This window comes from Mycobacterium sp. NGS50, from assembly GCF_059812545.1.
Genome location: NZ_JCALCW010000011.1, coordinates 1 through 25,720, shown reverse-complemented (window position 1 = coordinate 25,720; position 25,720 = coordinate 1). Strand labels below are relative to the sequence as shown.

The window sequence follows — 25,720 nt, the reverse complement described above, 5'->3', positions numbered from 1 at the left end:
CCGACATTCGAAATCAGTCGGGGACGTGGTCGGGTTGGGCCTCGATACGCAACGGGCCGTCTTCGTCTGGCTCCTCCTCGGGTGGGCTGATCAGCACCCGCACCGCCCGGTCGACGAAGGCGATCGTCGGCACCGACAGCAGGGCACCGGGGATACCCGCCAACACGCCGCCGGTGGAGATGCCCAGCACCACCGCCAGTGGATGCAGCGACACCGCGCGTCCCATCACCAACGGCTGCAGGACATGCGACTCCAGCTGGTTGACGCCGATGACCACCCCCAGCGTGATCAGGCCGTACACCGCGCCCTTGGCGATCAGGGCGACGATCACCGCCAGCATCCCGCTGATCACCGCACCGACCAGCGGGATGAACGCGCCCAGGAAGACCAGCGACGCCAGCGGCAACGCCAGTGGCACCCCCATGATCGCCAGGCCGGTGCCGACACCGGCCGCGTCGACCAGCGCCACCACGAAGGTGGCCCGCACATAGCCGACCAGCGCCTGGAAGCCGGCGATACCGGCGTGATGGACGTGCTCACGTACCTGCGTCGGGAAGATCTTGACCACGAACGCCCAGATGTTGCGGCCGCCGTACAAGAAGAAGATGACCGTGAACAGCACCACGAACGCACCGGTGATGATCTCGGTCAAGGTGGCGGCGGTGGCCAGCGCGCCATGGGTCAGCTTGGCCTGATTGCGTTGCAGCATCTCGGTGACGGTGTTGCCGATGTTGTTGACCTGATCCCGGCTCAGGTGCAGCGGACCCTCGACCAGCCACCGGCGGCTGGAGTCGATCAACACCGTCACCTGCTCGACCAGCCCCGGCAGACCCTCGATGAACTGGCTGACCACGAACGCGAGCATTCCGGCGATGATCGCCATCCCACTGAGCATCAGCAGAAACACCGCCAGGCCGCGGTTGACCCGGTGCCGGTCCAGCCAGTCCACCCCGGGCAGCAGCAGCGCCGACAGCATCAGCGCCAACGCGATCGGAACGAAGATCACCTCAAGGCTTTTGAACACCCAGCCCACCGCCGTCGCGGCGGCCAGCAGGATCAGCAGCCGCCAGGACCACGCCGCTGCCTTGCGCACCAACGGGTGTACGGCCTCGTCCTCAATGGCTGACATGCCGGTAGCGTAACCGCCCGCGCGTTACCGCGACGCCCGCTAATCGGAACCCAACCGAGACTGCCTGGCCTGGGCTGATGGGGTTTGCCGGCACCCCGGTGCGGCTACCCTGATCCGCGTGTCCCACGACGCTCACGCCACTGCCGCCCGCCAGCAGGTGACGCTTCCCGCCCGCGGTCGGTACGCGTGGGTGCGTTGGGTGACCCTCGGGGTGGTCGCCGTGGTGCTGACGGTCGAGCTGGTTCTGGTCCGCGATCAGCTGGCCAAGGCGTGGGTGAGTCTGTACACCGCCAAGTGGTGGTGGCTGGTGGCGGCGGGTCTGGCGGCCGCCGCCTCGATGCACAGCTTCGCCCAGATTCAGCGCACCCTGCTGGGCTCGGCCGGCGTGCGGGTGCGGCAATGGCGTTCGGAGGCGGCGATTTACGCCGCCAACTCGTTGAGCACGACGCTGCCGGGCGGACCGGTACTGTCGGCGACCTTCATCTACCGGCAGCAACGAATGTGGGGCGCCTCCCCGGTGGTGGCGTCCTGGCAGCTGGTGATGTCCGGCGTGCTGCAGGCTGTCGGGCTGGCGCTGCTGGGGTTGGGTGGGGCCTTCTTCCTGGGCGCCAAGGACAACCCGTTCTCGCTGTTGTTCACCCTCGGCGGTTTCGTCGCCCTGCTGTTGCTGGCGCAGGCGGTCGCAACCCGGCCCGAGCTGATCGACGGGATCGGGGTGCGGGTGCTGTCCTGGATCAATTCGATTCGGGACAGACCGGCCGACACCGGGTTGGCCAAGTGGCGCGAGATGCTGGCCCAGCTGGAGTCGGTCAGCCTGGGGCGCCGCGACCTCAGCATGGCGTTCGGTTGGTCGTTGTTCAACTGGGTCGCCGACGTGGCCTGCCTGGCGTTCGCCGCCTACGCCACCGGCGGCAACGCGTCGGTGGCCGGATTGGCCGTCGCCTACGCCGCCGCCCGCGCGGTCGGCTCCATTCCGCTGATGCCCGGTGGCCTGCTGGTGGTCGAGGCGGTGCTGGTGCCGGGTCTGGTGTCCAGCGGCATGTCGCTGCCCGACGCCATCTCCGGGATGCTGATCTACCGGCTGATCAGCTGGCTGCTGGTGGCCGCCGTCGGCTGGGTGGTGTTCCTGTTCGTATTCCGTCCCCAGGGCGAGATCGACCCCGACGCCGAGATCATCGATGCCCACTGACACCACGCGGCGCGCCGTCCTGGCCGCGCTGGCCGCCGACATCGGGTGCGTCCTCGTGTTCTGCACATTGGGCCGGCGCAGCCACGCCGAGGGGCTGACCGTCGCCGGCATCGCAGACACGGCCTGGCCGTTTCTGTCCGGGACCGCCGTCGGATGGTTGCTGGCCCGCGGCTGGCGGCGGCCCACCGCGATTGCACCGACGGGACTCGTGGTGTGGGTGGCCACCGTGACGGTCGGCATGCTGCTGCGTCAGGTGCTGCACCGTGGGGTGGCACCCAGCTTCGTCGGAGTGGCCGCGACGGTGACCGCGGTGCTGCTGCTCGGCTGGCGCGCCGTGTGGGCCAGGCGCCGCCCGGCCCAACCTCGCTGACTCTGCACCCACGGCGCAGGCTACTCGACCTTTCGCGCCCTAGGCGCAGAGCCAACGCGTCGTGCGGCGGCTTACCTGGCGGCGTTGGGCGCGATCACATTCGGGGCCGGTCCCGGACGGGGCACCGCCACCGCGCCGGGACCCGGCTGCCCGACCACGGCCGGCGATCCCGTTCCGCCCGGCAGGCCGCCCTGGGCGGCCTGCATGATGCCGAGCATCTGCGGCAACGTGATCGGCAGCTTGCACTTGGTGGCCAGATCGGTCAGCGGTGCGGTCAGATTCTCGATGTCGCTCTTCGCACCCGGGTTGGTGTCGAAATACGTCTTCAGCGCCGCCACCGATCCCGGCGAGGACTGCGCCTGCATCACGCTGGTCATGGCCTGGTTGGTCTCGGGGTGTTTGTCGAGGTATTCACCGGTCTTCTGGGCCACCGAGCCGACGGTCTTGGTGACCTCGTTGGCCGCGCACGGGTCGGGCGCGGCCGACGCGAGCGGCACCGACACCACCGCGGCGGCGCCGGCCATCACGGTCGCGGTCAAGGCACCGGAGAAACAGCGGCGCAGGGCCTCCCTGGTCGTGATCAACTCCGATCTCCTCACGTCACGGTTTACCTTCCTCGCACCACCATGCCCCGCCGCGCCCGAAGCCGCCACCTGCGCTCCCCGTCGGCACCGGGTCACCGCAGTTCAGAGCCACAAAAGTGAGTTAGTTCACGCCGTGCTGCGGTAGGCTCGTCCGAACGCGACGGGAGGGCGCCAGAGACCGGGAGGCTAGCGATCCAGCAGTTCATGATGCGCCTGTCGGCCAGCCTGCGCAGACATCGTTGGATCGTCCTCGCGGGGTGGCTGATGGCTGTCGTCCCGGCGGTCTACCTGGCGGCAACCCAATCCGGTCAACTCACCGGCGGCGGCTTCGAGGTCACCGGCTCGCAATCCCTGTACGTGCACGACCAGCTGCAGGACCACTACCCCGACCAGGGCGCGTCGCCACTGGCGCTGGTGGCCGCGCCCCGCGCCGACGCCACCACAGCGGACATGACCGAGGCGGTCGCGCTGCTGCACCGGGTGGCCGCCGAGTCCGCCAGCCTCACCGTGGTACCCAACCGCGCTCAGCCGCCCCCACAACCCGACCGTCCGTACGTCGTCTCGCTGCGGCTGGACTACAACAACACCGGCGCCGTCGACGTCGCCAAGAAGCTGCGCACCGAACTCGGCGTGCACGGTGATCAGCCCGGCCAGATCCACAACGGCGAGGTGCGGCTGTATGTGATCGGGCAGGGCGCGCTGGGCGCCGCGGCGTCGGCGAAGACCAAACAGGACATCGCCAACGCCGAGCACTGGAATCTTCCGATCGTGCTGATCGTGCTGCTGGCGGTGTTCGGGTCGCTGGCCGCCGCGGCGATCCCGCTGGCACTGGGCATCGCCACCGTCATCGTCACGATGGGGCTGGTCTATCTGTTGTCGACGTTCACCACCATGTCGGTGTTCGTCACGTCGACGGTCTCGATGTTCGGCATCGCGCTGGCCATCGACTATTCGCTGTTCATCTTGATGCGGTTCCGCGAGGAGTTGCGCACCGGCCGCGAGCCGCAGCAGGCGATCGACGCGGCGATGGCGACCTCGGGGCTGGCGGTGGTGCTGTCCGGGCTCACCGTCGTCGCCTCGGTCACCGGGATCTACTTGATCGACACCCCGGTGCTGGTGTCGATGGCGACCGGGGCCATCCTGGCCGTCTCGATCGCCGTCCTCACCTCGACCACGCTGACCCCCGCCATCCTGGCCACCTTCGGGCGCTCGGTTGCCAAACGGTCCGCGGTTCTGCACTGGTCGCGGCTCCCGGAGTCCACCCAGTCCCGGTTCTGGACCCGCTGGACCGGCCAGGTGATGCACCGGCCGTGGCTGTCGGCGCTGCTGGCGTCGCTGGTGCTGGTGGTGATGGCTGCGCCGGCGGCCGCGCTGACATTGGGCAACAGCATGCTGCGCCAGTTCGATCCGTCGCACGAAATCCGTGCCGGGGTCGCCGCCGCCGCCGAAGCGTTGGGTCCCGGCGCGTTGGGACCGATTCCGGTGCTGGTCACCTTCCCCGACGGCAACGCCTCGGCACCCCAGCACGCCGGGACGCTCAACGCGATCCGCCAGGAGATCGCCCAAGCCCCCAACACCACCGGGCGGGTGCTGCCCCCGGTGTTCGCCGACAACAACGACAGCGCGCTGCTGACCGCGGTGCTGTCGGTGGATCCGGAGGATATGGAGGCGCGGCAGACCATCGACTGGCTGCGGACCCACCTCGCCAACGTCGCCAACGCCCACTGGGGCGCCCAGGTCGACGTCGGTGGGCCCACCGCGTTGATCAAGGACTTCGACGACCGGGTGTCGGCGACCGAACCGTTGGTGCTGGTGTTCGTCGCACTCATCGCGTTCGTGATGCTGCTGGTCTCGATCCAGTCGGTGCTGCTGGCGTTCAAAGGCGTGCTGATGACGATGCTGTCGGTGGCCGCCGCCTACGGCAGCCTGGTGGCGGTGTTCCAGTGGGGCTGGCTGGCGAAGCTGGGCTTTGAACCGATCAGCTCGATCGACAGCACCATTCCGCCGCTGGTGCTGGCGATGACGTTCGGCCTGTCGATGGACTACGAGATCTTCCTGCTGACCCGGATCCGGGAACGCTTCCTGCAAAGCGGGGACACCCTGGACGCGGTCGCCTACGGCGTGAGCACCAGCGCGCGCACCATCACCAGCGCGGCGCTGATCATGATCGCGGTGTTCATCGGGTTCGCGTTCGCCGGGATGCCGCTGGTCGCCGAGCTCGGGGTGGCATGTGCGGTGGCCATCGCGGTGGACGCCACCGTGGTGCGGTTGGTGCTGGTTCCGGCGTTGATGGCGATGTTCCACCAGTGGAACTGGTGGCTGCCCGGCTGGCTGAAACGCATCCTGCCGTCGGTGGACTTCGAGAAGCCGCTGCCCACCATCGATCTGGGCGGCGTGGTGCTCATCCCGCACGAGGAATTCACCTCGGTGGTTCCCAGCGCGGAGCTGCGGCTGGCGGTGAAGTCCGCGGCCCGACTCAAGAAGCTGATCCCGGACGCGATCTGCGTGACCGACCCGCTGGCGCTGCGCGGCTGCGGGCCCAACGGCGCCCCGGCGGCGGTCAACGGCACCACCGCGTCCCGGAAATTGGTCGGCTGGCCGGCCCGAAACGGCGTCACCCGCCATCCGGTCACCGTGTGGTGCGACCGGATTCAGATCGCGCTGGACGCGCTGGGCAAGGACGAGGCCGGCGATCCGATGTTCGAGCGGAGCAGCCCGCTGGAGATCACCACCGTGCAGCTGCCCACCGGCGACCGGTTGCAGATCCCGACCGGAGCCGAGACGCTGCGGCTCAAGGGCTACCTGATCATGCGCCGCAACCGCAGCCGCGACTTCACCGAGTTCGCCGAGCTGGCGGATGCGCTGGAACCCGAGGCGGCGGCGATGGCGTTGGCCGGGATAGACCGGTATTACGCCGGTCAACCGGCTAGGCGACAATGGATCGCCAGCCAGTTGGTCCGGCGGCTGGCCGATCCGCGGCCGGCCGACATCGACGAGAACGGCGCACCGGAACCCGATGGACAGGCAGACTGGGAGGACGTCAAGCAACGCTGCCTGACGGTGGCTGTGGCGATGCTGGAGGAGGCGAGGTGACGTTGGCGGCCGACCCACGTCGCGTACCGGTGCCGCACCGGTCGGGCCCCCGCACGCGTCCGATCGACCGCCCGGTCGAGTTCTGGTCGACCGCCGCGATCCGGTCGGCGCTGGAGACCGGCGACATCGAGGTGTGGCAGCGCATCGTCGTCGCGCTCAAGCGTGACCCGTACGGGCGGACCGCCCGCCAGGTCGAGGAGGTGCTCGACGGGTCACGCCCGTACGGCATCTCCAAAGCGCTCACCGAGGTGCTGGCCCGTACCCGCGCGCATTTGGAAGCCAACGAGCGCGCCGAGGTCGCCCGGCACATCCGGCTGCTGATGGAACGGTCCGGACTGGGCCTGACCGAGTTCGCCTCCCGGTCCGGGGTGCAGGTGAACGACCTCACCGACTACCTCGATGCCAAGGTCAGCCCGCCGGCGTCGCTGATGATCCGGATGCGCCGGCTCTCCGACCGGTTCGTCAAGATGCGCGGCGACCGGGGGCCGGGCCAGAACTGATGGACCATTCAGGGCACCACGCCGACCTGCGGCAGATCCTGCATCAGACCCGCAGCATCGCGGTCGTCGGGGCGTCGGGCAACCCCGCCCGACCCAGCAATGAGATCTACTCGTACCTGGTCGCGACCGGCCATTTCCAGGTGTATCCGGTCAACCCCACGATCACCGAGATCAGCGGCGCCCCGGTGTATCCCAGCCTGTCCGCGCTGCCGGTGACACCCGATCTGGTCGACGTGTTCCGCCGCGCCGAGGAGCTGCCGTCCGTGCTCGACGAGGTCCTGGGCCTCCCGCAGCGGCCCAAGACCCTGTGGTTGCAGCTGGGGTTACGCGACGAGCAGGTGGCTCGCGACGCGCAGGCGGCCGGCCTGCAGGTGGTGATGGATCGCTGCCTGAAGGTGGACCACGCCCGGTTCTACTGAATCGGTAGCCGGCCGACACCGAGAGTGCACTCAGGCATGCCTGCACTCGTGCGTTTCCGGCCACGATGCACTCTCGTGGCCTCAGCGGCGCATCCCTAGCGTTGGTGGACGGGCGAGAAGTCCAGCACCAGCCACTGGCCGTCGCGCTTGGTCAGCGCCACCCGCACCGCGGCCACCGCACGGTCCGGCTCCTTGCCGGGCGCGCTCTGGGTGACCCGCAGCACCACCGGCACACTGGCCACCTCCGGGCCGATCGCCTCGACCCCGGCGGAGAGCGTCACGGCCTGCGCGGTGACGTTGTGCTTGGCCAGTTCGGCACTGGACTTGGCGACCTCCTTCTGGAACTCTTCGGCCCGCTCCGGCACCATCAGCGCGGCCGCCTTCTCGGCGGCGGCCTGCGGGGTGCGCGGGTTGAACGTCGCCGTCGCCTCGGCCATCTCGGTCGCGATCTGCAGTACCCGCGCCGAATCGCGGGTGAAGTCACGGTCCGGCTCGGTCCAGTGGGTGAACCCGACCAGCACCGCCGACACCACGGCGATGGTGCACAGCGCAACGACGGCCAGCCGCAGCCGTGGCCCGTCGTCGTCGGTGCCGACGGTCACCGTGTCGCGGCGCAGCAGCCAGAAGTTGACCAGCATCCCCTGCACGATCAGCAGCAGCAGCACCGAACACGCCGAAATCCACCACCACGGCCAGGCCAGCACCATTCCGATCGCCACCAGCGCGGCAGCCGCCACCAGCGGGGCGGCGATGTCGAACGCCAGCAGCCGCCACACGTTCCTCATCGGATCGACCCCAGCCCCGAGATCAGCAGCTTGCCGGACACATCGGCGACGTCGAGCCGCAGATTCCAGTGCACCGTCTGCGGCTTGCCGCCAACGTTGTCGGCCACGGATGTGGCAACCACCAGGACGGTGTCGACGCGGCTGGCCACGCCGGGCGGCAGCTGCTCGGACGGCAGCGGCGTCCGGACGCCGGGCTGCTGGTCCGGGTCGTTGCGCACGCCTTGGATCGCCACCGCCTCGACCGCGCCGGTGCTGTGCGCCTTCAGCTTTTGGACGACGTCCCGGTACGGCTTGACCGCGGAGTCGAACTCCACGTTGAGCTTGCCGGCGGTGCCGTCGCGCAGGTTGCGCAGGCTGGCGTCGACGTTCTCGATGTTCATGTTGATCAGCACGCCGGTCCAGCTGATCGCGGTCTGCAGCACGCGGGTCTGATAGGCGCGCTCGGCGTCGCTGTCGCGGTGCGCCGACCAGATCAGCACGCCCAGCACGATCGCGGCGACCGACACCAGCCCCAACGCGGCCGACCCGATGCCGTAGGGCGAGAAAACGCCGCCGGTCGACGTGTCGTCATCAACGGCCGACCCGGTCCCGGCGTGGTCCTTGTCCTCGTCCGACATGGCTGGAACGGTACCTGACCGGCAGCTATGCACCGCCGTCAGGCAGGAAACGGTGAATTGGGGTGCTGAATACAATTGCGCCGATCCACGCCACGACTACGGTCCGGCCCCCTCTACCGGGCCGTCGTCGCGATGTGGATCGGCGCGTCATCCATACTCGCCGTTTCAATACTTTGAGTATGAATTAGTTGGTTTTCCATAACTTAGCGCCAACTGGCGTTCTCGTCAACCGCCGCGCCTGCTCCGGTGCCGCCAGGTCGTGGAATGATGGGCGCGGTGACGGCACCTACCTTGCGTTCCGGACTCGATCTGGACCACGTCGATAACCGCACCCGCCCCCAGGACGACCTATTCGGGCACGTCAACGGCCGCTGGCTGAGCGACTACGAGATGCCCGCCGATCGGGCCACCGACGGCGCCTTCCGCACCTTGTTCGACCGGGCCGAGGTCCAGGTGCGCGATCTGATCGCCGAGGCCGGCGGTTCGGCGAGGCTCGCCGGAGGCGAGGTGAAGCCGGGACCGCCGCATCAACCGGGCGGTTCGGCGAGGCTCGCCGGAGGCGAGGTGAAGCCGGGACCGCCGCATCAACCGGGGGCGAAGGCCCGCGCGGCGGGCACCGATGAACAGCGCATCGGTGACCTGTACGGCAGCTTTCTGGACGAGGCGGCCGTGGCGCGCCGCGGCGTGCAACCGTTGCTCGACGAGTTGGCCGGCATCGACGCGGCGGCCGACCGCGAAGCGCTGGCGGCCGTGCTCGGTGGGCTGCAGCGCACCGGCGCCGGGGGCGGAGTCGGCGCCTACGTGGACACCGATTCGAAGAAGTCGACCCGCTATCTGCTGCACCTGACCCAGTCCGGGATCGGGTTGCCCGACGAGTCCTACTACCGCGAGGAGCAGCACGCGGAGATCCTGGCCGCCTACCCCGGCCACATCGCGGCCATGTTCGCCCTGGTGTACGGCGGTGACCCGGTTGAGCACGCCGACACCGCCTCCCGCATCGTCGCGCTGGAGACCGCGCTGGCCGCGGCACACTGGGATGTGGTGCGCCGCCGCGATGCCGACCTGGGCTACAACCTGCGCGCATTCGCCGACCTGAGCACACAGGCGCCGGGCTTCGCCTGGTCCGACTGGGTATCGGCACTGGGCACCAGCCCTTCGGCGGTCGCCGAGCTCGTGGTGCGCCAACCGGACTACCTGACCGCTTTCGCCGCGCTGTGGGCCTCCGCCGATTTCGAGGACTGGAAGCGCTGGGCCCGCTGGCGGCTGATTCACGCGCGGGCCGCAATGCTCACCGAGGCGCTGGTGGCCGAGGACTTCGCCTTCTACGGCCGCCGGCTGACCGGTTCCCAAGACATCCGGCAGCGCTGGAAGCGCGGCGTGTCGCTGGTCGAGACCCTGATGGGCGACGCGGTCGGAAAGCTGTACGTGCAACGGCATTTCCCGGGAAACGCCAAGGCCCGCATCGACACGTTGGTGGCCAACCTGCGCGAGGCGTACCGGGTCAGCATCGAGGGATTGGACTGGATGACGCCGGCCACCCGGCAGCGTGCGCTGGCCAAGCTGGACACGTTCACCGCCAAGGTCGGCTACCCGGCGCGCTGGCGGGATTACTCGGCACTGGTGATCGATCGTGACGACCTCTACGGCAACTACCGCCGCGGGTATCAGGTCAACCATGATCGCGAGCTGGCCAAACTCGGCGGGCCGGTCGACCGCGACGAGTGGTTCATGACCCCACAGACCGTCAACGCCTACTACAACCCGGGGATGAACGAAATCGTCTTTCCCGCCGGGATTCTGCAGCCGCCGTTCTTCGATCCCGACGCCGACGACGCGGCCAACTACGGCGGTATCGGCGCGGTCATCGGCCACGAAATCGGGCATGGCTTCGACGACCAGGGCGCCAAGTACGACGGCGACGGGAACCTCGTCGATTGGTGGACCGATGACGACCGGTCCGAATTCTCGGGCCGCACCGAGGCTTTGATCGCGCAGTACGATGCCTACGCGCCGCGCGCACTGGACAACGGGCATCGGGTCAACGGCGCCTTCACCGTCGGGGAGAACATCGGCGATCTGGGCGGGCTGTCCATCGCGTTGTTGGCGTACCAGCTATCGCTGGGTGGTGCCGAAGCACCGGTGATCGACGGGCTGACCGGGGTGCAGCGGGTGTTTTTCGGCTGGGCGCAGGTGTGGCGCACCAAATCCCGGGAGGCCGAAGCGATCCGGCGGCTCGCGGTGGATCCGCACTCACCGCCGGAGTTCCGCTGCAACGGTGTCATCCGCAACCTCGACGCGTTCTACGAGGCGTTCGGGGTCACCGAGGACGACGCGCTCTACCTGGATCCGCCGCAGCGGGTCCGCATCTGGAACTGAGCCTGGGCCCGCCTGTCCCGCGAGCAGACCGCGGCTCGCGGGATGACCACGGCTCGCGGAATGCCTACGGGTGGGGCGTACCGGCCGCTCCGGCGGTCCCGGGCGTGCCGTTGGGCTGGGCGTCGCCGCCGTCGCCACCGTTGCCGCCGATGCCGCCGCCGTCGACGTTGAGCTTCCCGCCGGCACCACCGACGCCACCGGCACCACCGTTGCCGGTGCCGCCGGGGCCGGGAGCGCTGCCGTCGCCGCCGTTCCCGCCGTTGCCGCCGGTGGCGGTGTCGTTGTAGAAGCCGCTGCCCTGCGCGACGCTGAGCGTGCCGGCACCGCCGTTGCCGCCCTTGCCGCCCAACGCGCCGCCGGTGCCGTTGGTGCCACCGGCACCGCCATCGCCGCCGGTCGCGGTGCCGTTGCCCACGACGCCGTTGACCGACGCCGAAACGGTTGCGGCGCCGCCCGTTCCACCGGCAGCGGTCCCGACCCCGCCGGCCCCGCCGTCCCCGCCGGTGGCGGTGCTGTCGATGACGGTGCCGACGGAGGTGGCGGTGCCGGTCGCGGTGATGCTGGCCGCACCGCCGGCGCCGGCGTTGGCGGCACCGGCCCCGCCGTCACCACCGGTGGCTGCGCTGCCGGTGACGCTGCTGGCTTGGAAGCCATCGGTGCCGGTGGCGGTGATGGTGGCCTTGCCGCCAGCGGCGCTGTCGGAGCCGTTGCCACCGGTCGCGGTGCTGTCGGTGACCGTGCCGCCGTTGCTGGCGGTCACGCTGGCACTGCCCCCGGCCCCGTGGGCTCCGGCGTCCCCGCCGGTCACGTGGGTATCGGAGACCGCGCTACCCGCGCCGCCGGTCACGCTGATGCTGGCGGCGCCGCCGGCCGCCCCGTCGGTGCTGGTACCGGATGTCACGCTGCTGTCGGTGACCGTGCCGCCGTTGGTGACGATCTGAGCTGTGTTCCCCTGGCCGCCGGTGTAACCGTCGCCACCGGCCGCCGTGCTGCCGGTGATGGAGTCCCCGGCGCCTTTGGCCGACAGGGTGCCAGAGCCCGCGTTGCCGCCGTTGACGCCGTTCTGGCCCGCTCCGCCGTCGCCGCCGGTCGCGGTGCCTTCGGCAACGCTGTTGGCGCCACCCGCACTGACCACGCCTGGCCTGCCCAGGCCACCGGTGATGCCGCTACCGGTGCCGCTACCGCCGGCGCCACCCGTGCCGGTGCCGCTGGCGTGCGCTCCGGTACCCAGCGTGACCACCTGCCCGGTCCAGCCCGCACCGCCCGTTCCGCCGTCGATGCCCTGACCGCCGGCACCGCCGTAGGCGCTGCCGGAAGCCTCAGAGTTGTCCCCGGTGGCGAGCACCACGCCCCCACCACCGGCACCCCCGTGGCCGCCGGTGGAGGCGCCGCCGCCGGCCCCCCCGAGCGCATATCCGCTGGCGGTGCTGTTGGCACCGCCCGCGTAGTAGCCGGTCTGGATCCAGCCACCGCCGGCCGCACCGCCGACGCTGTCGGTCCCGTCACCGCTGCCGCCGGCACCACCGATGCCGGTGCCGGTGGCGGTGCTGTCGGTCCGCTGGGCGAAGATGCCACCCTGTCCACCGGCGCCGCCGACGCCGCTATGGTCGCCCGCACCGCCAGCACCACCGTGGCCCTCGCCACTGGCCGAACCACCGGCCGCAGTGGCCGCAACGTCGCCGTCGCCGCCGGCCCCGCCGGTCCCGCCATTGCTGCCGGCCCCGCCGGCGCCGCCGACCGCGCCGATGCCGCCGGCGACTCCTGTGTCGGTTCCGGTGGCTTCCGCACCAGCCGATCCGGCGACGACCTTTCCTGCACCGCCGTCCCCGCCCGTGCCACCGCTGGTGGCGCCACCACCGGCACCACCGGTCGCGATCCCGCCGGCCGACCCGTCGTTTCCACCAACGACCGAGTGGCCTGGCGTCAAAACCCCATGGAACGCGCCCGCGATCAAGGCGTTTCCGCCGGCCCCGCCGACGCTGCCACTGTCCTGCGCGCTTCCGCCGGCACCGCCAGTGGCGTGACCCGAAGCTTCACCGCCGGTACCGCCTTGCACTCCGGCGCTGACCTCGGCGCTGCCGCCCGCGCCACCGGTACCGCCGGTGCTGCCGGAACCACCTGCGCCACCGTCTGCGATGGCGTTGGTGACCACGCCACCCTTGCCTGCTGCGACATTGGCAGCACCGCCATTGCCCCCGACGCCGCCGTTCGCGTCGCCCGCACCGGCGTTACCGCCGGTCGCTGACGAGTCGGAAATGGAACTACCGGCGCCGGTGGCCGTGACGGTGGCGCCACCACCGACGGCGCTGTCAGAGTTGACCCCGGCAGCTGCGGAACTGTCGATAATGCTGCCGCCGGTACCGGCGAACAGCTTGGCGTCACCGCCCGCGCCGCCGGCACTGGCATTCCCTCCGGTGGCGCTGCCACCGGAAATGGAGCTTCCGGTCTGGCTGGCCCGGACGTCGCCCACGCCGCCGTTGGCGCCAGTGGCGCCGTTCCCGCCGGTGGCGGTGCTGCCGGTGATGGAGTCGTTGTCGCCCTTGGTGGCGATCACGCCGGACCCGCCATTGCCACCATTGACGCCGTCGTGGCCCGATCCGCCGTTGCCGCCGGTCGCGGTGCCCTCGGCGGTGGAGTTGATTCCGCCCCCGGTCGACGTTCCCGAGCCGATCACACCTTGACCGCCCTTGCCGCCGCTGATGCCGGCGCCGGTGCCGCTGCCGCCGTCGCCTCCGGTGGCGGTGCCGCTGACGTGGGTGCCATTGCCGGTGGTATCCACCTGCCCCATCGCCCCGGCCCCGCCGGTACCGCCGTCCGCGCCCGTGCCGCCCGTACCGCCGTAGGCGTTGCCCGAGGCGTCCGAACCGTCTCCAGCGGTCAGGATGCTCGCGACGCCGCCGGCGCCACCGGCACCACCGGTGGACGCGGCCCCACCGGCACCACCGAGCGCATAACCACTGGCGGTGCTGCTCATGCCACGGCCGTAATACCACCACCCGCTCTGAACCGAGCTGCTACCACCGGCGCCGCCGACGCTGCCGGCCCCGTCGCCGGCCCCACCGGCGCCACCGATACTGGTGCCGCTCGCGGTGCTGCCGGCATAGGTGGCAAAGATTCCGCCCTGCGCGCCGACGCCGCCGGTACCACCGTCGGTACCGGCACCACCCGCGCCGCCCGTTCCGCTCCCGGTCGCCGACGCGCCGTAGCCGGCGGTGGCCGCAACAACGCCCTGGCCACCGGCGCCGCCGACACCGCCGGTGCTGCCGGCCCCGCCTGCGCCACCGGTCGCGGTGGTCGTGTCGCCGACCGTGCTGCCGGCCGCACTACCGGCCACCGTGGCGGAAATGTCCCCGCTGCCGCCGGCCCCGCCGGTGCCGCCAGCGGTACCGAAACCGCCGGCCCCGCCCGTCGCGACGACGTTACCCACCGCTCCGCCGCCGCCCGCAGTCACTGTCGCCGCGCCGCCGGCCCCGCCGGTACCGCCGTTGGCGTCACCCGCACCGGCATTACCACCGGTGGCAGACGCGCCGGAGATGGAGCTGCCTCCTCCGGTGGCGGTGATGCTGGCGCTGCCGCCGACCGCACTGTCAGAGCCCTGCCCGGCCTCTGCGGAACTGGCCATGATCATGCCGCCGTAGTTGGCGAACAGCTTGGCGTCGCTGCCCGCACCGCCCGCACCGCCGTCGCCCCCGGTAGCGCTGCCACCGGAGATCTGGCCTCCGTGGCTGGTTCTCACGTCGGCCAAGCCGCCATTGGCACCGGTCGCACCGTTCCCGCCGGTGGCCGTGCTGTCGGTGATGGAGTCGTAGTCGCCCTTGGTGACGACGTAGCCGTTGCCACCGTTACCGCCGTCGACACCGTCCTGGCCGGCCCCGCCGTTACCGCCGGTCGCGGTGCCCTCCGCGGTGGCGTTGATGCCGCCGCCGCTCGAGAGTCCCGAACTCACGGCGGCTCGTCCGCCGGCGCCCCCGGTGACCCCGTCGCCGGTACCGCTGCCGCCGTCGCCGCCGGTGGCGGTACCGCTGGCGTGGGTGCCATTGCCCAGCGTGACCACCTGCCCGATCGTCCCGGCCCCGCCGGTCCCACCATCGGCGCCGGCCCCACCGGCGCCACCGTACGCGTTGCCCGACGCCTCGGAGCCGTCCCCGCCGGTGAGCACGCTCGCGACGCCACCGGCGCCACCGGTGCCCCCAGTGGCCGCAGCCCCGCCCGCGCCGCCACGCGCATATCCGCTGGCCGTGCTGTTGTCGCCGCGACCGTAGTAACCGGTCCGGATCGACCCGCCGCCGCCGTTGCCGCCGAGGCTGCCGGCCCCATCGGCGCTGCCGCCGGCGCCACCGATCGCGGTGCCCGTGGCGGTGCTGCCGTCCCGCAGGGCGCTGACCCCGCCTTGTCCGCCAGCGCCACCGGCGCCACCGTCGGTCCCGGCCCCGCCGGCGCCCCCGGTCGCGGACGCATCGGTCGCGGTGCCGCCGTTGGTGGCGGTAACCACGCCCGCACCACCGGCACCACCGGCTCCGGTGCCGGAGGCGTTACCGCCCGCACCACCGGTGGCGCTGCCCGCCGCGGCGCTGCCCGCCCCGTCAGCCGTGATGGTGGCCGATCCGCCGGTACCACCGGCACCGCCCGCCGCCGCCGAACCATCGCCACCGGAGCCGCCGTCACCACCGGAAGCGGTGCCGCTTGCCGCGCCACCGTTCGTCGAGGAGATGACGGCGCCACCGGCACCACCGCCGCCGCCACCGCCGTAGCCGACGTGACCGGCGCTGCCCAGTGCGCCGGCGCCACCGGCGCCGGCCGCACCCGCGGTCGCACCGGTACCCGACGCGTAGCCGTCGCCACCGGCACCCCCGTTGCCGCCGGAGGCGTAGGCGCCGTCGGTGCCCGCGGTGCCATCAGCACCCAGTGCGCTGCCCGCTCCCGCCGTACCGCCCGTGCCCGCAGCATCGCCCGAAACACCGCCGGTGCCGCCGGTACCACCGTTGATGTGTGCCGCGTCGCCGGCCGCGCCGGCACCACCGACACCGCCGGCGCCCGCATTGCCGCCGTTACCGCCGTTACCGCCGCGGGCCAACCAGCCGGTGGCGTTGCCGCCGTTGCCGCCGTTACCGCCGTTACCGCCATCGCCGCCGTTACCGCCGGCGCCGGCGTTGACCGCCCACACGCCGTCGGCCCCGGTCGTCCCGGCAACTCCCGCGCCGCCGACACCGCCATTGCCGGCGATGCCGAAGAACCAGCCCGGCGCGTCGCCGCCATCACCGCCGTCGCCGCCCAGCTCGCCCGCGGTGGCGGCGCCACCGGAGCCGCCATCACCGCCGATACCCATGAAGGTGCCGCCGGACCCGCCGTCACCGCCGTTCAAGCCGGCCCAGCCCGCACCACCGTCGCCGCCGTTGCCGAACCACCCGGCGTCACCGCCGTCGCCGCCGGCGACGCCGTCGGCGGTGCCGCTGAAGCCGTCGCCCCCGTCGCCGAACCACAGCCCGCCGTCCCCGCCGTCGGGGTTGGCCAGGGTGCCGTCGGCGCCGTTGCCGATGAAAATGCTTCCGGCCGGGGCGAACTGGTTGATCCAGTGATCGACCTGGGTCCCGAACGGACTGTCGATCCACTGCACCATGGTGGTGTGCAGCGGCTGATACCACCACTGGTCGACCAGCGTCGTCCAGTCGAAGCCGGCGCCGGCCAGCGGCTCGGCACCCAGGGACAGCGCCTGCGCGCCCGGATCGCCGGCACTGGAGAGCACCGCGTCCCACGCCGCGGGGTCCAGCAATTGGGCGGCGTCCACGTTGACGTCGGCGCCAGCGGCCCACGCCGACGGGTCGAACAGATCCGTGATCCAGTCAAATTCGTCGGCCTGCGCCGTGGGTGCTGTCGACAGCGGCGCCATTCCGAACGCCAGGAACGCTCCGACGGCGGTGGCGGCGCCGGCAACCCGGCCATGGCCGGCCGCCCTCCCGGCCAAGCCGTCGCGGCGCGCGCTTTTCCGATGCGATCCAGCCATATGTGAGCTACCCCCCGCACGCCCACGTAAGAAAAACGTAGGAAATTATCAGTTGGCGGAACTGTAACGTTCAGCTAGTTCAAGCCGCAATGCCTTGACGCCCAGGTAAATATCCGCGCGAGGCACCCCACGGCGGGGCGCGGTACGCGGCCGGTACCCGCAGCAAAAAGCCCCCGAATTTCGAATCGGGGGCTTTATGCGGTTACGCGGACGGTCAGATCTGCCAGTCGTTGGAGCCGTCGTTCTTGGTGTAGCTGCCGACGGAGTTCTTCACCACGACCGGGTCCCCGCTGCCGAAGTTGTCGTAGAACCACTTCGCGTTGGTGGGGCTCAGGTTGATGCAGCCGTGGCTGACGTTGCGCTTGCCCTGATCACCGACCGACCACGGGGCGCTGTGCACGAAGCCGCCGCTGTTGTCGATCCGCACGGCGTCGTTGACGGTCACCTTGTAGCCGTAAGTGGAGTTGACCGGCACCCCATAGGTCGAGGAGTCCATCACCACCGTGGGCATCTTCTCCAGCACGTAGTAGGTGCCGTTGGGGGTCTCGTGGCCACCGGCCGACATCCCCATCGACATCGGGAAGGTCTGTTCCACCTTCCCGTTGCGGGTGATGGTCATCTGATGGGTGGCGTCGTCGGCGGTGGCCACCAGCGCGTCACCGGTCCGGAAGTCCGACAGGGTGCCGGCGGCGTCGATGTGCACGGTGGTGTTGGCCGGCCACAGGCTCAACGGACGCCAACGCACCTGGGTGGGTGTCATCCAGTAGAACTTGCCCGGCACCGGGGGCACCGACGAGATGTGGATGGCCTGTTCGGCCAGGGCCTGGTTGGCGATCGGCCGCTGGAAGTTGATGATGATCGGCTTGGCCACCCCGACCATCGACCCCGGCAGCGGGTTGAACGACGGCGGCAGGAACGGCGGCTCACCGGTGAACGGGGCCGGGTTCTGCCCGGCGGGCACCCCCTGCGGGCCGACCGGGGCACCCTGCGGGGCGGCCGGCACGGCTCCCGGCGCCGGGTCCGCGGGCGGCGGGGGCGCGAACGGGTCGGCGGCCGGGGGTGGGGCGAACGGATCACCCGGGGGCGGCGGCACGTCGACCGGGGGTGCCGGGTCGACCGGGGCCGGTTCGGCCGCGGCCGGGTCCGCGGGGGGCGCGGGCTGATCGGGATCGGCCAGCGCCGCACCGGCACCAAGGGTGAACACGGCGGTCAATCCCGCCGCACCGAGCGCAGCGGTGAACGCGCTCATCGTCCATCGCGACATTTTTACCTCCAGTCACAGTTGGATCCAGTGTCTCACAACTGAAGGTCCAGCTAACTCTCGCGATATCACTCCAGACCGGCCTAGCAGCCATACCGAAGGCGTTGAACTGCGCAATTACTTCGCCGATAGCGTCGAACATCACTCCCGGAGGACAGGCGAGGAAACTCGAAACAGGCCCCGACCAAGCGTCATACCCACCGTCGCTCCCCCGACCAACAGCGCCGAGGCCGCCAGCATCGCCCAGACCTCGGCGTGCTCGTCGAGCAGCCCGCCCATCAGCGATCCGGCCATGATTCCGACCTGAAACGCCGCCACGTAGACCCCGGACGCGCCGTCCGGGTCACCGGGAGCGGTGCGCATGGCCGCGGATTGCAGCATCGGTGACACCGCCATCGTCATCGCACCCCACAGCACGATCGCCGCAATGCCCACCAGTGCCGTGGCCGGTGTGTGGCGCCCTTCCAGCGCCAACACGGTCAGGATCAGGAAACCGGCGGCCATCGCCGCCAGGCAGGCGCACAGCGCGGCCTGCGGGTGGCGGTCCAGCGGCCGGCCGACCAGCGGCATCGTCACCAGACCGGCAACCCCGAACGCCGCCAGCAGCCAGGCCAGCCTCGGTCCGTGCACCCCGACGACGTCACGGATGATCACCACGATGAAGGTGTAGGAGATGTAGTGGCCGGCGACCACGATCAACGTCAGCACGCTCAGGGTGAGCAGCCGATTGTTGCGGTGGTGGCGCGCCTGCCGGCCGACCGCGGTGAGCTGCTCGGCGGGCAGCACCATCTCCGGCAGCACCAACCGGGCCGCGACGGTGACCACCGCCGCGGCGACGGTGACGCCGGCGACAGCCCAGCGCCAGCCCGCCAGCAGGCTCAACGCCGCGGTCAACGGAGTGCCCAGCACCAGCGCCAGGCTGGTGCCGACATAGATCACGGTGGTTGCCCGGCCGGAATGGCTAGTCGGCACCAGCCGGGATGCGATCGGCGCGATGACCGACCACATCAGCCCGTGGGTCACCGCACAGAGCACCCGGCCGCCGGTCAACACCGTGAAATTGGGTGCCAGCGCGGACACCAGTTGCGAGACGGTCAGGCACACCAGGGTCAGCAGCAGCACCCGGCGCCGCGGCCAGTAGGCCGTCGCGCGCACCAGCGGGATGGTGGTCAGCGCGGCTACCAGCGCGTACCAGGCCAGCAAGGTGCCGACCAGGGCCTCGCGAACCCCCAGATCACGTGCAATCGCGGGCAGTGCGCCCACCGGCACCGTCTCGGCGGTGACATAGATGAAGGCCGCCGCGGCCAGCACCGTCAACTGCACCGCGACCCGCGGCGTCCACGGGCCGGTACGTGTGATTCGGCTATCGACTTTGACGTCCTCTCCGCACCAGCGTGCGGGGATTCCTCGTGCCGGCCAGCTGTCTCGATAGGCGCTCATGGGGCTATCGCCGTGGGCTGGTCGGTAGTGGAGGTTTGCGCCGAGCGGCTCTGTCGCATCACAGCTTTGGCTTTGCGCCGGGCGTTGATGCGCGCCACCGACCTCCGCGAGGGCGGATGCCTGCGGCCTCGCCGCTTGCGTGCTGATGCACTACAGCTGGACTTCGACGACCCGTCGACGTCCTGACGGCGCAGCCAGCCCCGGCGGGCTGCCTGCAAGTCCAGCCGATCAGACCCATCAACCTCGGCTACGACGTGCAGTCCGAGGTAGGCCGACAACAGGTCCCGATCTTCGGTGACACCACACTGGCAGCGGTGCACCCGTTGCCAGAGCGGCTTCTTCTCCCGCTTCCCGCACAGACAGGTTTGCGACAAGGCGGTCGCGTATGGGCTGTACTCGTAGAGCCGCTCGCCGCCGGCGCTTTCAGCCTTGCGGCGCATCATCTCGACCAGTAGCCCGGGTGCCCGGTCGCGCACACTGCGCGGAAAGTTCTTCTGCCACGACACGTAGTCCAGCTTCTCGCAACACACATCGTGACCGTGGGCCAGCAGCCGGTTGACCAGCGCCCCGTGCAGCGTCTTGCGGTGGGCAGCGAGCCGGCGATGGGTTTCGGCGACGCGAATAGCAGTCTGCTGAGCGGCAACCGATCGTTGCCAGCCACACCGCGCCGACGTATGGGTGCCATCAGGGTTGAAGCACCGCGATGATCCGGCGCGGTGCTGACGATCCAAGTGGCGTTGGACGCGACGCAGCCGGGCAGTGTCGAGCTCGATCGCATCGGCCAATGGCTCGATCCAGCCTTCCCAACCGCCGTCGCTGGACTCGACGGCAACCGCGATCTGCCTCGGTCCCAGATCGAACGACACCCGGCCGTCGCCGACCGGGTGTCTCGCTGCCGGATGCCCGTCGCAGACCAGTTGCAATCGATAGGTGTCGGCGCCGTTGATCACCGTGCGCACAATCCGGGTGCACAGCACCTTGCCGGTCGAGATCAACGCTTCAATCTCCGCAAGCTCGGCCGCTTGCTCTCTACCGCGGCGACCCGACTCTGCCACGGGCGCGACCGGGATGACGAATCCCGCACCCCACTGCAACCCCACCAGGCGGCCCGCCGCATCCGTATTCGGGCGGAGTGCACCGTTGCCGTCTTTGGACGCCAACGAACGCAGGCCCCGCTTGGTCGATTTGAACCGCGGCCTTCCTTTGCAGCCCACATGCCACCGGCGGACCGCATCAAAGGCCCGCGCCCCCAAATTTTGGGTCTCCTGGGCGAGAAGATGCTCGCGCACCCACGACCTGCGTAGCGCCGAAGCATACGACTGCGCCCCATCGGCAGTGAATCCGTGCGCTTGCTCCACAGCCCGAAACGCCGCACCGCGGCGCTGGCGCTCGGCCGACGTGCGGCGCGGCAGGTCTCGTGCGGCATGCCAGGCCGGATCGGCCTTCACACGACGGCTACGGGCCAAGAACTCACCGAGCACCGCGTTATACACCCGCACCCCGACACGAAACCGGATCGTGATCCCCCGGCACTGCGACCGATCAGGTCGCAGTGGCCAGGACCGCACATGAGTGGGTGCGCCCTTCGGGCGCTTGCGCGCCCGCAGCTTGCGCACCAGCCCGGTTGCCGGTGTCGCTGCCGTGAGGTATGCCTTACCCACAGAACAACCGTAGAGGTGACCCCTGACACCACGACCTGCCGCCGCACCAAGCACAGCGTGTCGGTGTTGCATCCATATTTTTGGTGTGCCTGACCAAGTGTGCGTCCGCCCGGGACACGCGGACACCTCTTCTCGTCGTCGTATCCCGCCGGCTACTACGGACGCGCACGACGTCCACCCTGCACGGCACCTTGGCCGCTTGTTGGCAGCGGCAAACAAGCGTGGCGGTCGAGTGCTGTTGGGCGTGAGCATGCTGGGTGAGCAGCGGTGATCGCCAGGAACGGCGATCAGGCGTCGGGCCTGGTCAGCGTCCTCGTCTTCCGGTTCTATCATCGGCTCTGAAACGAATGGGACGACGCCGCGGTGGACGGCACACTAGCGCTGGACGTTACGTTCCGAGGCTCACTTGGCCAGTCGACCCTGGGGCGCGACGGGTGGCGTGGCTACCGCGATCAAATCCGCCGTGGTGCGCCGGATTTCCACAACGAGGTCCTCGACTTATTCACCTGGTTGAACACCCGTGGGCCGCTGCGTGCCCGCGAACTGGTGGCCGAGGTGGGGCTCGCGGAGCACCCGGTCGATGTTCTGCTGGCGTACTGTGCCGCCCTCGGCCTGATTGATCGCGATGTTGCCGACGGCGACCGGCGAAGATCACCGAGCTCCCACGCCAGCACCTAGTCGCCGAGTCGCGTGTCACCAGGAAGTTCACTGAATTTGACGATGAGGCAGGCATCGTCGGGGTCCCCGTGCAAGGCGAGCGCCCTGTCCACGACAACAACCTGCACAGGGGCTGCACAGACCACCGCTGGCGCGTCCCTGACCGTAGCGGGTAGGACACCCGCCGGACGTCAGGATCTCAAGATCGAACGAGTCGGGCGATGGCTGCCGACGCTTCGGCGAGCTTCGCGTCGGCCTCATCACCGCCCTCGGCGACCGCGTGCGTCACACAGTGGCCGAGATGCTCGTCGAGCAGGTTCAGTGCCACCGACCGCAACGCGCTGTTGACGGCACTGATCTGGGTGAGCACGTCGATGCAGTACTTGTCCTCGTCGATCATCTTGGCGATGCCGCGCACCTGGCCCTCGATGCGGCGCAGCCGTTTTGCGTAATTGTCCTTCTGCGACGAATACCCGTGTGCGGTCGTCATCTAGCGCCCTCCCAGCATTCGGTTCATCTGGTCTATCCCGGCCTGCTGGGACGTCACGAGTGAGTTCGCCACCGAGATCACATCGGCACTGTGGCCGTGCGCGATCTCGTATCGGGCCATGGTGAGCGCCCCCCGGTGATGGGACAGCATCGATTGCAGCCACAACGTGTCGAACGCCTCGCCCGACAGGCCCTTGAGCTTGTCCATGGTGCCCGCATCGACCATGCCTTCGGGATGACTCCCGTCGCGGGTCGGCGCAACGTCCCACTGCAGCAACTGCGCCCGGAAGCCCTGGATCTCGGGGTTCGTCTGATTGGCGATCTGGGCGGCGAACGCGATGAGTTCGGCATCGGTGCTGTGCGCCGACACCATCATCGACAACTCCAGCGCCTGCTGGTGATGCGGAAGCATGTTCTGCAAAAAACTGACGTCGTCGTCATTGTGCGGGGTAACGGTCACCGACGCTGTCGCGCTGGCCGACGTGTGGCCGGCATGGTCCTGCGACGACGACCCGCAGCCGCCCAGCACGGCAACGCACAGCGCCGCGCCGGCCGCCACCACACTCGGAAACACACCCATAGCCACCATCATAGCCCATACCCCGGTAGGGTATAGAAATCGTTTTGTCCAGCTAACCGCTGCAGGCATACTGACACGGTGACTTCCGCGAACGCCAACACCTCAGCGGCTTCCGCCGCCGCCGACATCAAGCCGCGCAGCCGAGATGTGACCGACGGGCTGGAGAAAGCCGCCGCCCGCGGCATGTTGCGCGCGGTCGGGATGGGTGATGACGACTGGGCGAAGCCGCAGATCGGCGTCGGATCCTCCTGGAACGAGATCACTCCGTGCAACATGTCGCTGCAGCGGCTTGCCCAGTCGGTCAAGGGCGGCGTGCACGAGGCCGGCGGCTATCCGCTGGAATTCGGCACCATCTCGGTGTCCGACGGCATCTCGATGGGCCATGAGGGGATGCACTTCTCACTGGTGAGCCGCGAGGTGATCGCCGACAGCGTCGAGACGGTGATGCAGGCCGAACGACTGGACGGCTCGGTACTGCTGGCCGGCTGCGACAAGTCCATCCCTGGCATGCTGATGGCGGCCGCCCGGCTGGACCTGGCCTCGGTGTTCCTCTACAACGGCTCGATCATGCCCGGCAAGGCCAAGCTGACCGACGGTACCGAGAAGGAAGTCACCATCATCGACGCCTTCGAGGCGGTCGGCGCCTGTGCGCGGGGACTGATGTCCCGCGAGGACGTCGACATCATCGAGCGGGCGATCTGCCCGGGAGAGGGTGCCTGCGGCGGCATGTACACCGCCAACACCATGGCATCGGCCGCCGAGGCACTGGGCATGTCCTTGCCCGGCAGCGCCTCACCGGTCGCCATCGACTCACGGCGCGACGAGTTCGCCCGTAAGTCCGGCGACGCGGTTGTCGAGTTGCTGCGCCGCGGTATCACCGCTCGCGACATCCTGACCAAGCAGGCCTTCGAGAACGCCATCGCGGTCGTGATGGCGTTCGGCGGTTCCACCAACGCAGTGCTGCACCTGCTGGCCATTGCACGCGAGGCCGAGGTCGACCTCACCCTGGCCGACTTCACTCGCATCGGCAACAAGGTTCCGCACCTGGCGGACGTCAAACCCTTTGGCCGCCATGTGATGAAGGACGTCGACGAGATCGGCGGCGTGCCGGTGGTGATGCGCGCACTGCTGGATGCCGGTCTGCTGCACGGTGATTGTCTGACCGTCACCGGCGCGACCATGGCGGAGAACCTGGCGCACATCGCCCCGCCGGATCCGGACGGCAAGGTGCTGCGGGTGATGAACAACCCGATCCACCCCACCGGCGGCATCACCATCCTGCACGGGTCGCTGGCGCCGGAGGGCGCGGTGGTCAAGTCCGCTGGCTTCGACAAGGACGTGATCGAGGGGACGGCACGGGTTTTCGAGCGCGAGCGTGCCGCGCTGGATGCGCTGGAGGACGGCACCATCACCGCCGGTGACGCGGTGGTGATCCGCTACGAGGGCCCCAAGGGCGGGCCGGGGATGCGCGAGATGCTCGCCATCACCGGCGCCATCAAGGGCGCCGGCCTGGGCAAGGACGTGCTGCTGCTGACCGATGGCCGCTTCTCCGGCGGTACCACCGGGCTGTGCGTCGGACACGTGGCACCCGAAGCCGTCGACGGTGGGCCGATCGCGTTCGTGCGCGACGGCGACCCGATCCGGCTCGACGTCGCCAACGGCACCCTGGACGTGCTGGTTGATCCCGACGAGTTCGCCGCGCGCCGTGAAGGTTTCACCCCGCTGCCGCCGCGGTACAACACCGGCGTGCTGGCCAAATACGTCAAACTGGTCGGCTCTGCCGCGATCGGCGCCGTCTGCAGCTGAGGTGCTTATCCCGCGAGCGTGCGCAGTTGCACGCCCTGAGGCGCATACCGTGGCATTCTACGCACGCTCGCGGTAAAGGACGTCAGGAAACCACGGCCATCGCGAAGCCGTCCCAGCCCTTGACACCGACCGTCTGGATCGCCGCGGCCTGCAGCCGCGGATGCTCACCCATCAGCGCCAGAACATCCCGGCTGCCGCGCGCCGTCGCGTCGCGGGAAGCCGCATCCAGGATTGCTCCTTCGCGAATCACATTGTCCACCACAATGACCGAACCGGCATGACACAGCTGCGTCGCCCAATCCAGATACCCGACGTTGTTCTCCTTGTCGGCGTCGATGAACACCAGATCGAAGAACTGCCCGGCCAGCGTCGGCAACGTGTCCAGCGCCGGACCGACGATCACCTCAACCCGATCCCCGACGCCGGCCCGATCCAGGTTGGCCCGAGCGACCTCGGCGTGTTTGGGCTCGTATTCCAGCGATACCACCGCGCCGTCGGGCCCCACGGCGCGTGCCAGCCAGATGGTGCTGTAGCCGCCGAGTGTGCCGATCTCCAGGATCCGGGTGGCCCGCATCGCGGTCGCCAGCAGGTTCAAGAACTTGCCCTGTTGTGCGGAGACCGCGATCGCCGGCAACCCGGCCGCCTCGCTCGCCCGCAGGGCCGCCTCCAGCGCCTGGTCGTCTCCGATCAGCGTGCGGTCCAAGAAACTATCAACGTCAACAGCCTGTGCCGGATTCACCACACCGACGCTACCAGCGCCTAG

18 protein-coding genes and 2 pseudogenes are annotated in these 25,720 nt (G+C 69.9%); 8 read left to right on the top strand and 12 right to left on the bottom strand.

Annotation, left to right across the window (positions count from 1 at the left end; genetic code table 11):
* Positions 1–13: 13 nt before the first annotated feature.
* The gene (locus AC5Y36_RS09940) at positions 14–1,129 is read right to left on the bottom strand and encodes an AI-2E family transporter (RefSeq protein WP_500040717.1); all 1,116 of its coding nucleotides are present in this window, start codon (positions 1,127–1,129) and stop codon (positions 14–16) included.
* 118 nt (positions 1,130–1,247) lie between these two features.
* On the opposite strand from AC5Y36_RS09940, the gene AC5Y36_RS09935 reads away from it, so the two are divergent.
* Positions 1,248–2,318: a lysylphosphatidylglycerol synthase transmembrane domain-containing protein gene (locus AC5Y36_RS09935; protein ID WP_500040716.1), complete on the top strand. Its 1,071-nt coding sequence runs from the start codon at positions 1,248–1,250 to the stop codon at positions 2,316–2,318.
* On the top strand, positions 2,308–2,688 hold the full coding sequence (locus tag AC5Y36_RS09930) for a DUF3054 domain-containing protein (protein ID WP_500040715.1): 381 nt from the start codon (positions 2,308–2,310) through the stop codon (positions 2,686–2,688). Before AC5Y36_RS09935 ends, AC5Y36_RS09930 begins: the two co-directional genes overlap by 11 nt.
* 71 nt (positions 2,689–2,759) lie before the next feature.
* On the opposite strand, the gene AC5Y36_RS09925 is transcribed toward AC5Y36_RS09930, so the two are convergent.
* Positions 2,760–3,272 (bottom strand): hemophore, encoded by a 513-nt coding sequence (locus tag AC5Y36_RS09925; protein ID WP_500040714.1) that lies wholly within the window; start codon positions 3,270–3,272, stop codon positions 2,760–2,762.
* Between the two features lie 204 nt (positions 3,273–3,476).
* Between AC5Y36_RS09925 and AC5Y36_RS09920 the strand changes: the two genes are divergently transcribed.
* Genes AC5Y36_RS09920 through AC5Y36_RS09910 form a run of 3 tightly spaced genes read left to right on the top strand, consistent with a single transcriptional unit; the run spans position 3,477 to position 7,284 of the window.
* Entirely contained in the window at positions 3,477–6,365 is a 2,889-nt protein-coding gene (locus AC5Y36_RS09920) for an MMPL family transporter (RefSeq protein ID WP_500040713.1), read from the top strand.
* Positions 6,362–6,865, top strand: a complete 504-nt coding sequence (locus AC5Y36_RS09915; protein WP_500040712.1) for an XRE family transcriptional regulator — start codon at positions 6,362–6,364, stop codon at positions 6,863–6,865. The genes AC5Y36_RS09920 and AC5Y36_RS09915 overlap by 4 nt, the downstream gene beginning before the upstream one ends.
* Positions 6,865–7,284 (top strand): CoA-binding protein, encoded by a 420-nt coding sequence (locus AC5Y36_RS09910; RefSeq protein ID WP_500040711.1) that lies wholly within the window; start codon positions 6,865–6,867, stop codon positions 7,282–7,284. The genes AC5Y36_RS09915 and AC5Y36_RS09910 overlap by 1 nt, the downstream gene beginning before the upstream one ends.
* A 95-nt stretch (positions 7,285–7,379) precedes the next feature.
* Here the strand turns inward: AC5Y36_RS09910 and AC5Y36_RS09905 are convergent, their stop codons facing one another.
* Positions 7,380–8,069, bottom strand: coding sequence for a hypothetical protein (locus AC5Y36_RS09905; RefSeq protein WP_500040710.1), 690 nt, complete (start codon positions 8,067–8,069; stop codon positions 7,380–7,382).
* Entirely contained in the window at positions 8,066–8,686 is a 621-nt protein-coding gene (locus AC5Y36_RS09900; protein ID WP_500040709.1) for a hypothetical protein, read from the bottom strand. Before AC5Y36_RS09900 ends, AC5Y36_RS09905 begins: the two co-directional genes overlap by 4 nt.
* Before the next feature lie 276 nt (positions 8,687–8,962).
* Here AC5Y36_RS09900 and AC5Y36_RS09895 point away from each other — a divergent pair, with 276 nt between their 5' ends.
* Complete coding sequence (locus tag AC5Y36_RS09895; RefSeq protein WP_500040708.1) at positions 8,963–11,062, top strand: M13 family metallopeptidase; 2,100 nt, start codon at positions 8,963–8,965, stop codon at positions 11,060–11,062.
* Between the two features lie 64 nt (positions 11,063–11,126).
* Here AC5Y36_RS09895 and AC5Y36_RS09890 read toward each other — a convergent pair whose 3' ends face one another.
* The 5 genes and pseudogenes from AC5Y36_RS09890 to AC5Y36_RS09870 all read right to left on the bottom strand — a co-directional run.
* Positions 11,127–17,063, bottom strand: coding sequence for a beta strand repeat-containing protein (locus tag AC5Y36_RS09890; RefSeq protein WP_500040707.1), 5,937 nt, complete (start codon positions 17,061–17,063; stop codon positions 11,127–11,129).
* Between the two features lie 214 nt (positions 17,064–17,277).
* Positions 17,278–18,327 carry a L,D-transpeptidase gene (locus AC5Y36_RS09885; protein WP_500040706.1) on the bottom strand — a complete coding sequence of 350 codons (1,050 nt, stop codon included), beginning with the start codon at positions 18,325–18,327 and terminating at the stop codon, positions 17,278–17,280.
* Positions 18,328–18,465: 138 nt separating this feature from the next.
* On the bottom strand, positions 18,466–19,764 hold the full coding sequence (locus tag AC5Y36_RS09880; RefSeq protein WP_500040817.1) for an MFS transporter: 1,299 nt from the start codon (positions 19,762–19,764) through the stop codon (positions 18,466–18,468).
* Positions 19,764–19,915, bottom strand: a pseudogene (locus AC5Y36_RS09875) (hypothetical protein); the annotation flags it as partial. The pseudogene AC5Y36_RS09875 and the gene AC5Y36_RS09880, both read right to left, overlap by 1 nt.
* A gap of 127 nt (positions 19,916–20,042) precedes the next feature.
* Positions 20,043–20,204 (bottom strand): annotated as a pseudogene (locus AC5Y36_RS09870) (zinc ribbon domain-containing protein); the annotation flags it as partial.
* Between the two features lie 1,584 nt (positions 20,205–21,788).
* On the opposite strand from AC5Y36_RS09870, the gene AC5Y36_RS09865 reads away from it, so the two are divergent.
* A complete protein-coding gene (locus AC5Y36_RS09865) occupies positions 21,789–22,103 on the top strand; it encodes a methyltransferase family protein (RefSeq protein ID WP_500040705.1) in 315 nt (104 codons plus the stop codon).
* A gap of 178 nt (positions 22,104–22,281) precedes the next feature.
* Here the strand turns inward: AC5Y36_RS09865 and ricR are convergent, their stop codons facing one another.
* Positions 22,282–22,572, bottom strand: a complete 291-nt coding sequence (gene ricR / locus AC5Y36_RS09860) for a copper-sensing transcriptional repressor RicR (RefSeq protein WP_500040704.1) — start codon at positions 22,570–22,572, stop codon at positions 22,282–22,284.
* Positions 22,573–23,151, bottom strand: a complete 579-nt coding sequence (locus AC5Y36_RS09855; RefSeq protein ID WP_500040703.1) for a DUF305 domain-containing protein — start codon at positions 23,149–23,151, stop codon at positions 22,573–22,575. It lies immediately after the preceding gene.
* 78 nt (positions 23,152–23,229) lie between these two features.
* On the opposite strand from AC5Y36_RS09855, the gene ilvD reads away from it, so the two are divergent.
* Entirely contained in the window at positions 23,230–24,957 is a 1,728-nt protein-coding gene (gene ilvD, locus AC5Y36_RS09850) for a dihydroxy-acid dehydratase (RefSeq protein WP_500040702.1), read from the top strand.
* Between the two features lie 82 nt (positions 24,958–25,039).
* On the opposite strand, the gene AC5Y36_RS09845 is transcribed toward ilvD, so the two are convergent.
* Positions 25,040–25,699 (bottom strand): O-methyltransferase, encoded by a 660-nt coding sequence (locus AC5Y36_RS09845; protein WP_500040816.1) that lies wholly within the window; start codon positions 25,697–25,699, stop codon positions 25,040–25,042.
* Positions 25,700–25,720 lie beyond the last annotated feature (21 nt).

Coding starts and splice junctions, on each gene's coding strand:
- AC5Y36_RS09890 (WP_500040707.1), bottom strand. CDS start 17,063: ATGGCTGGATCGCATCGGAAAAGCGCGCGCCGCGACGGCTTGGCCGGG.
- AC5Y36_RS09940 (WP_500040717.1), bottom strand. CDS start 1,129: ATGTCAGCCATTGAGGACGAGGCCGTACACCCGTTGGTGCGCAAGGCA.
- AC5Y36_RS09905 (WP_500040710.1), bottom strand. CDS start 8,069: ATGAGGAACGTGTGGCGGCTGCTGGCGTTCGACATCGCCGCCCCGCTG.
- AC5Y36_RS09900 (WP_500040709.1), bottom strand. CDS start 8,686: ATGTCGGACGAGGACAAGGACCACGCCGGGACCGGGTCGGCCGTTGAT.
- AC5Y36_RS09920 (WP_500040713.1), top strand. CDS start 3,477: ATGATGCGCCTGTCGGCCAGCCTGCGCAGACATCGTTGGATCGTCCTC.
- ricR (WP_500040704.1), bottom strand. CDS start 22,572: ATGACGACCGCACACGGGTATTCGTCGCAGAAGGACAATTACGCAAAA.
- AC5Y36_RS09885 (WP_500040706.1), bottom strand. CDS start 18,327: ATGTCGCGATGGACGATGAGCGCGTTCACCGCTGCGCTCGGTGCGGCG.
- AC5Y36_RS09910 (WP_500040711.1), top strand. CDS start 6,865: ATGGACCATTCAGGGCACCACGCCGACCTGCGGCAGATCCTGCATCAG.
- AC5Y36_RS09855 (WP_500040703.1), bottom strand. CDS start 23,151: ATGGGTGTGTTTCCGAGTGTGGTGGCGGCCGGCGCGGCGCTGTGCGTT.
- AC5Y36_RS09930 (WP_500040715.1), top strand. CDS start 2,308: ATGCCCACTGACACCACGCGGCGCGCCGTCCTGGCCGCGCTGGCCGCC.
- AC5Y36_RS09880 (WP_500040817.1), bottom strand. CDS start 19,764: ATGAGCGCCTATCGAGACAGCTGGCCGGCACGAGGAATCCCCGCACGC.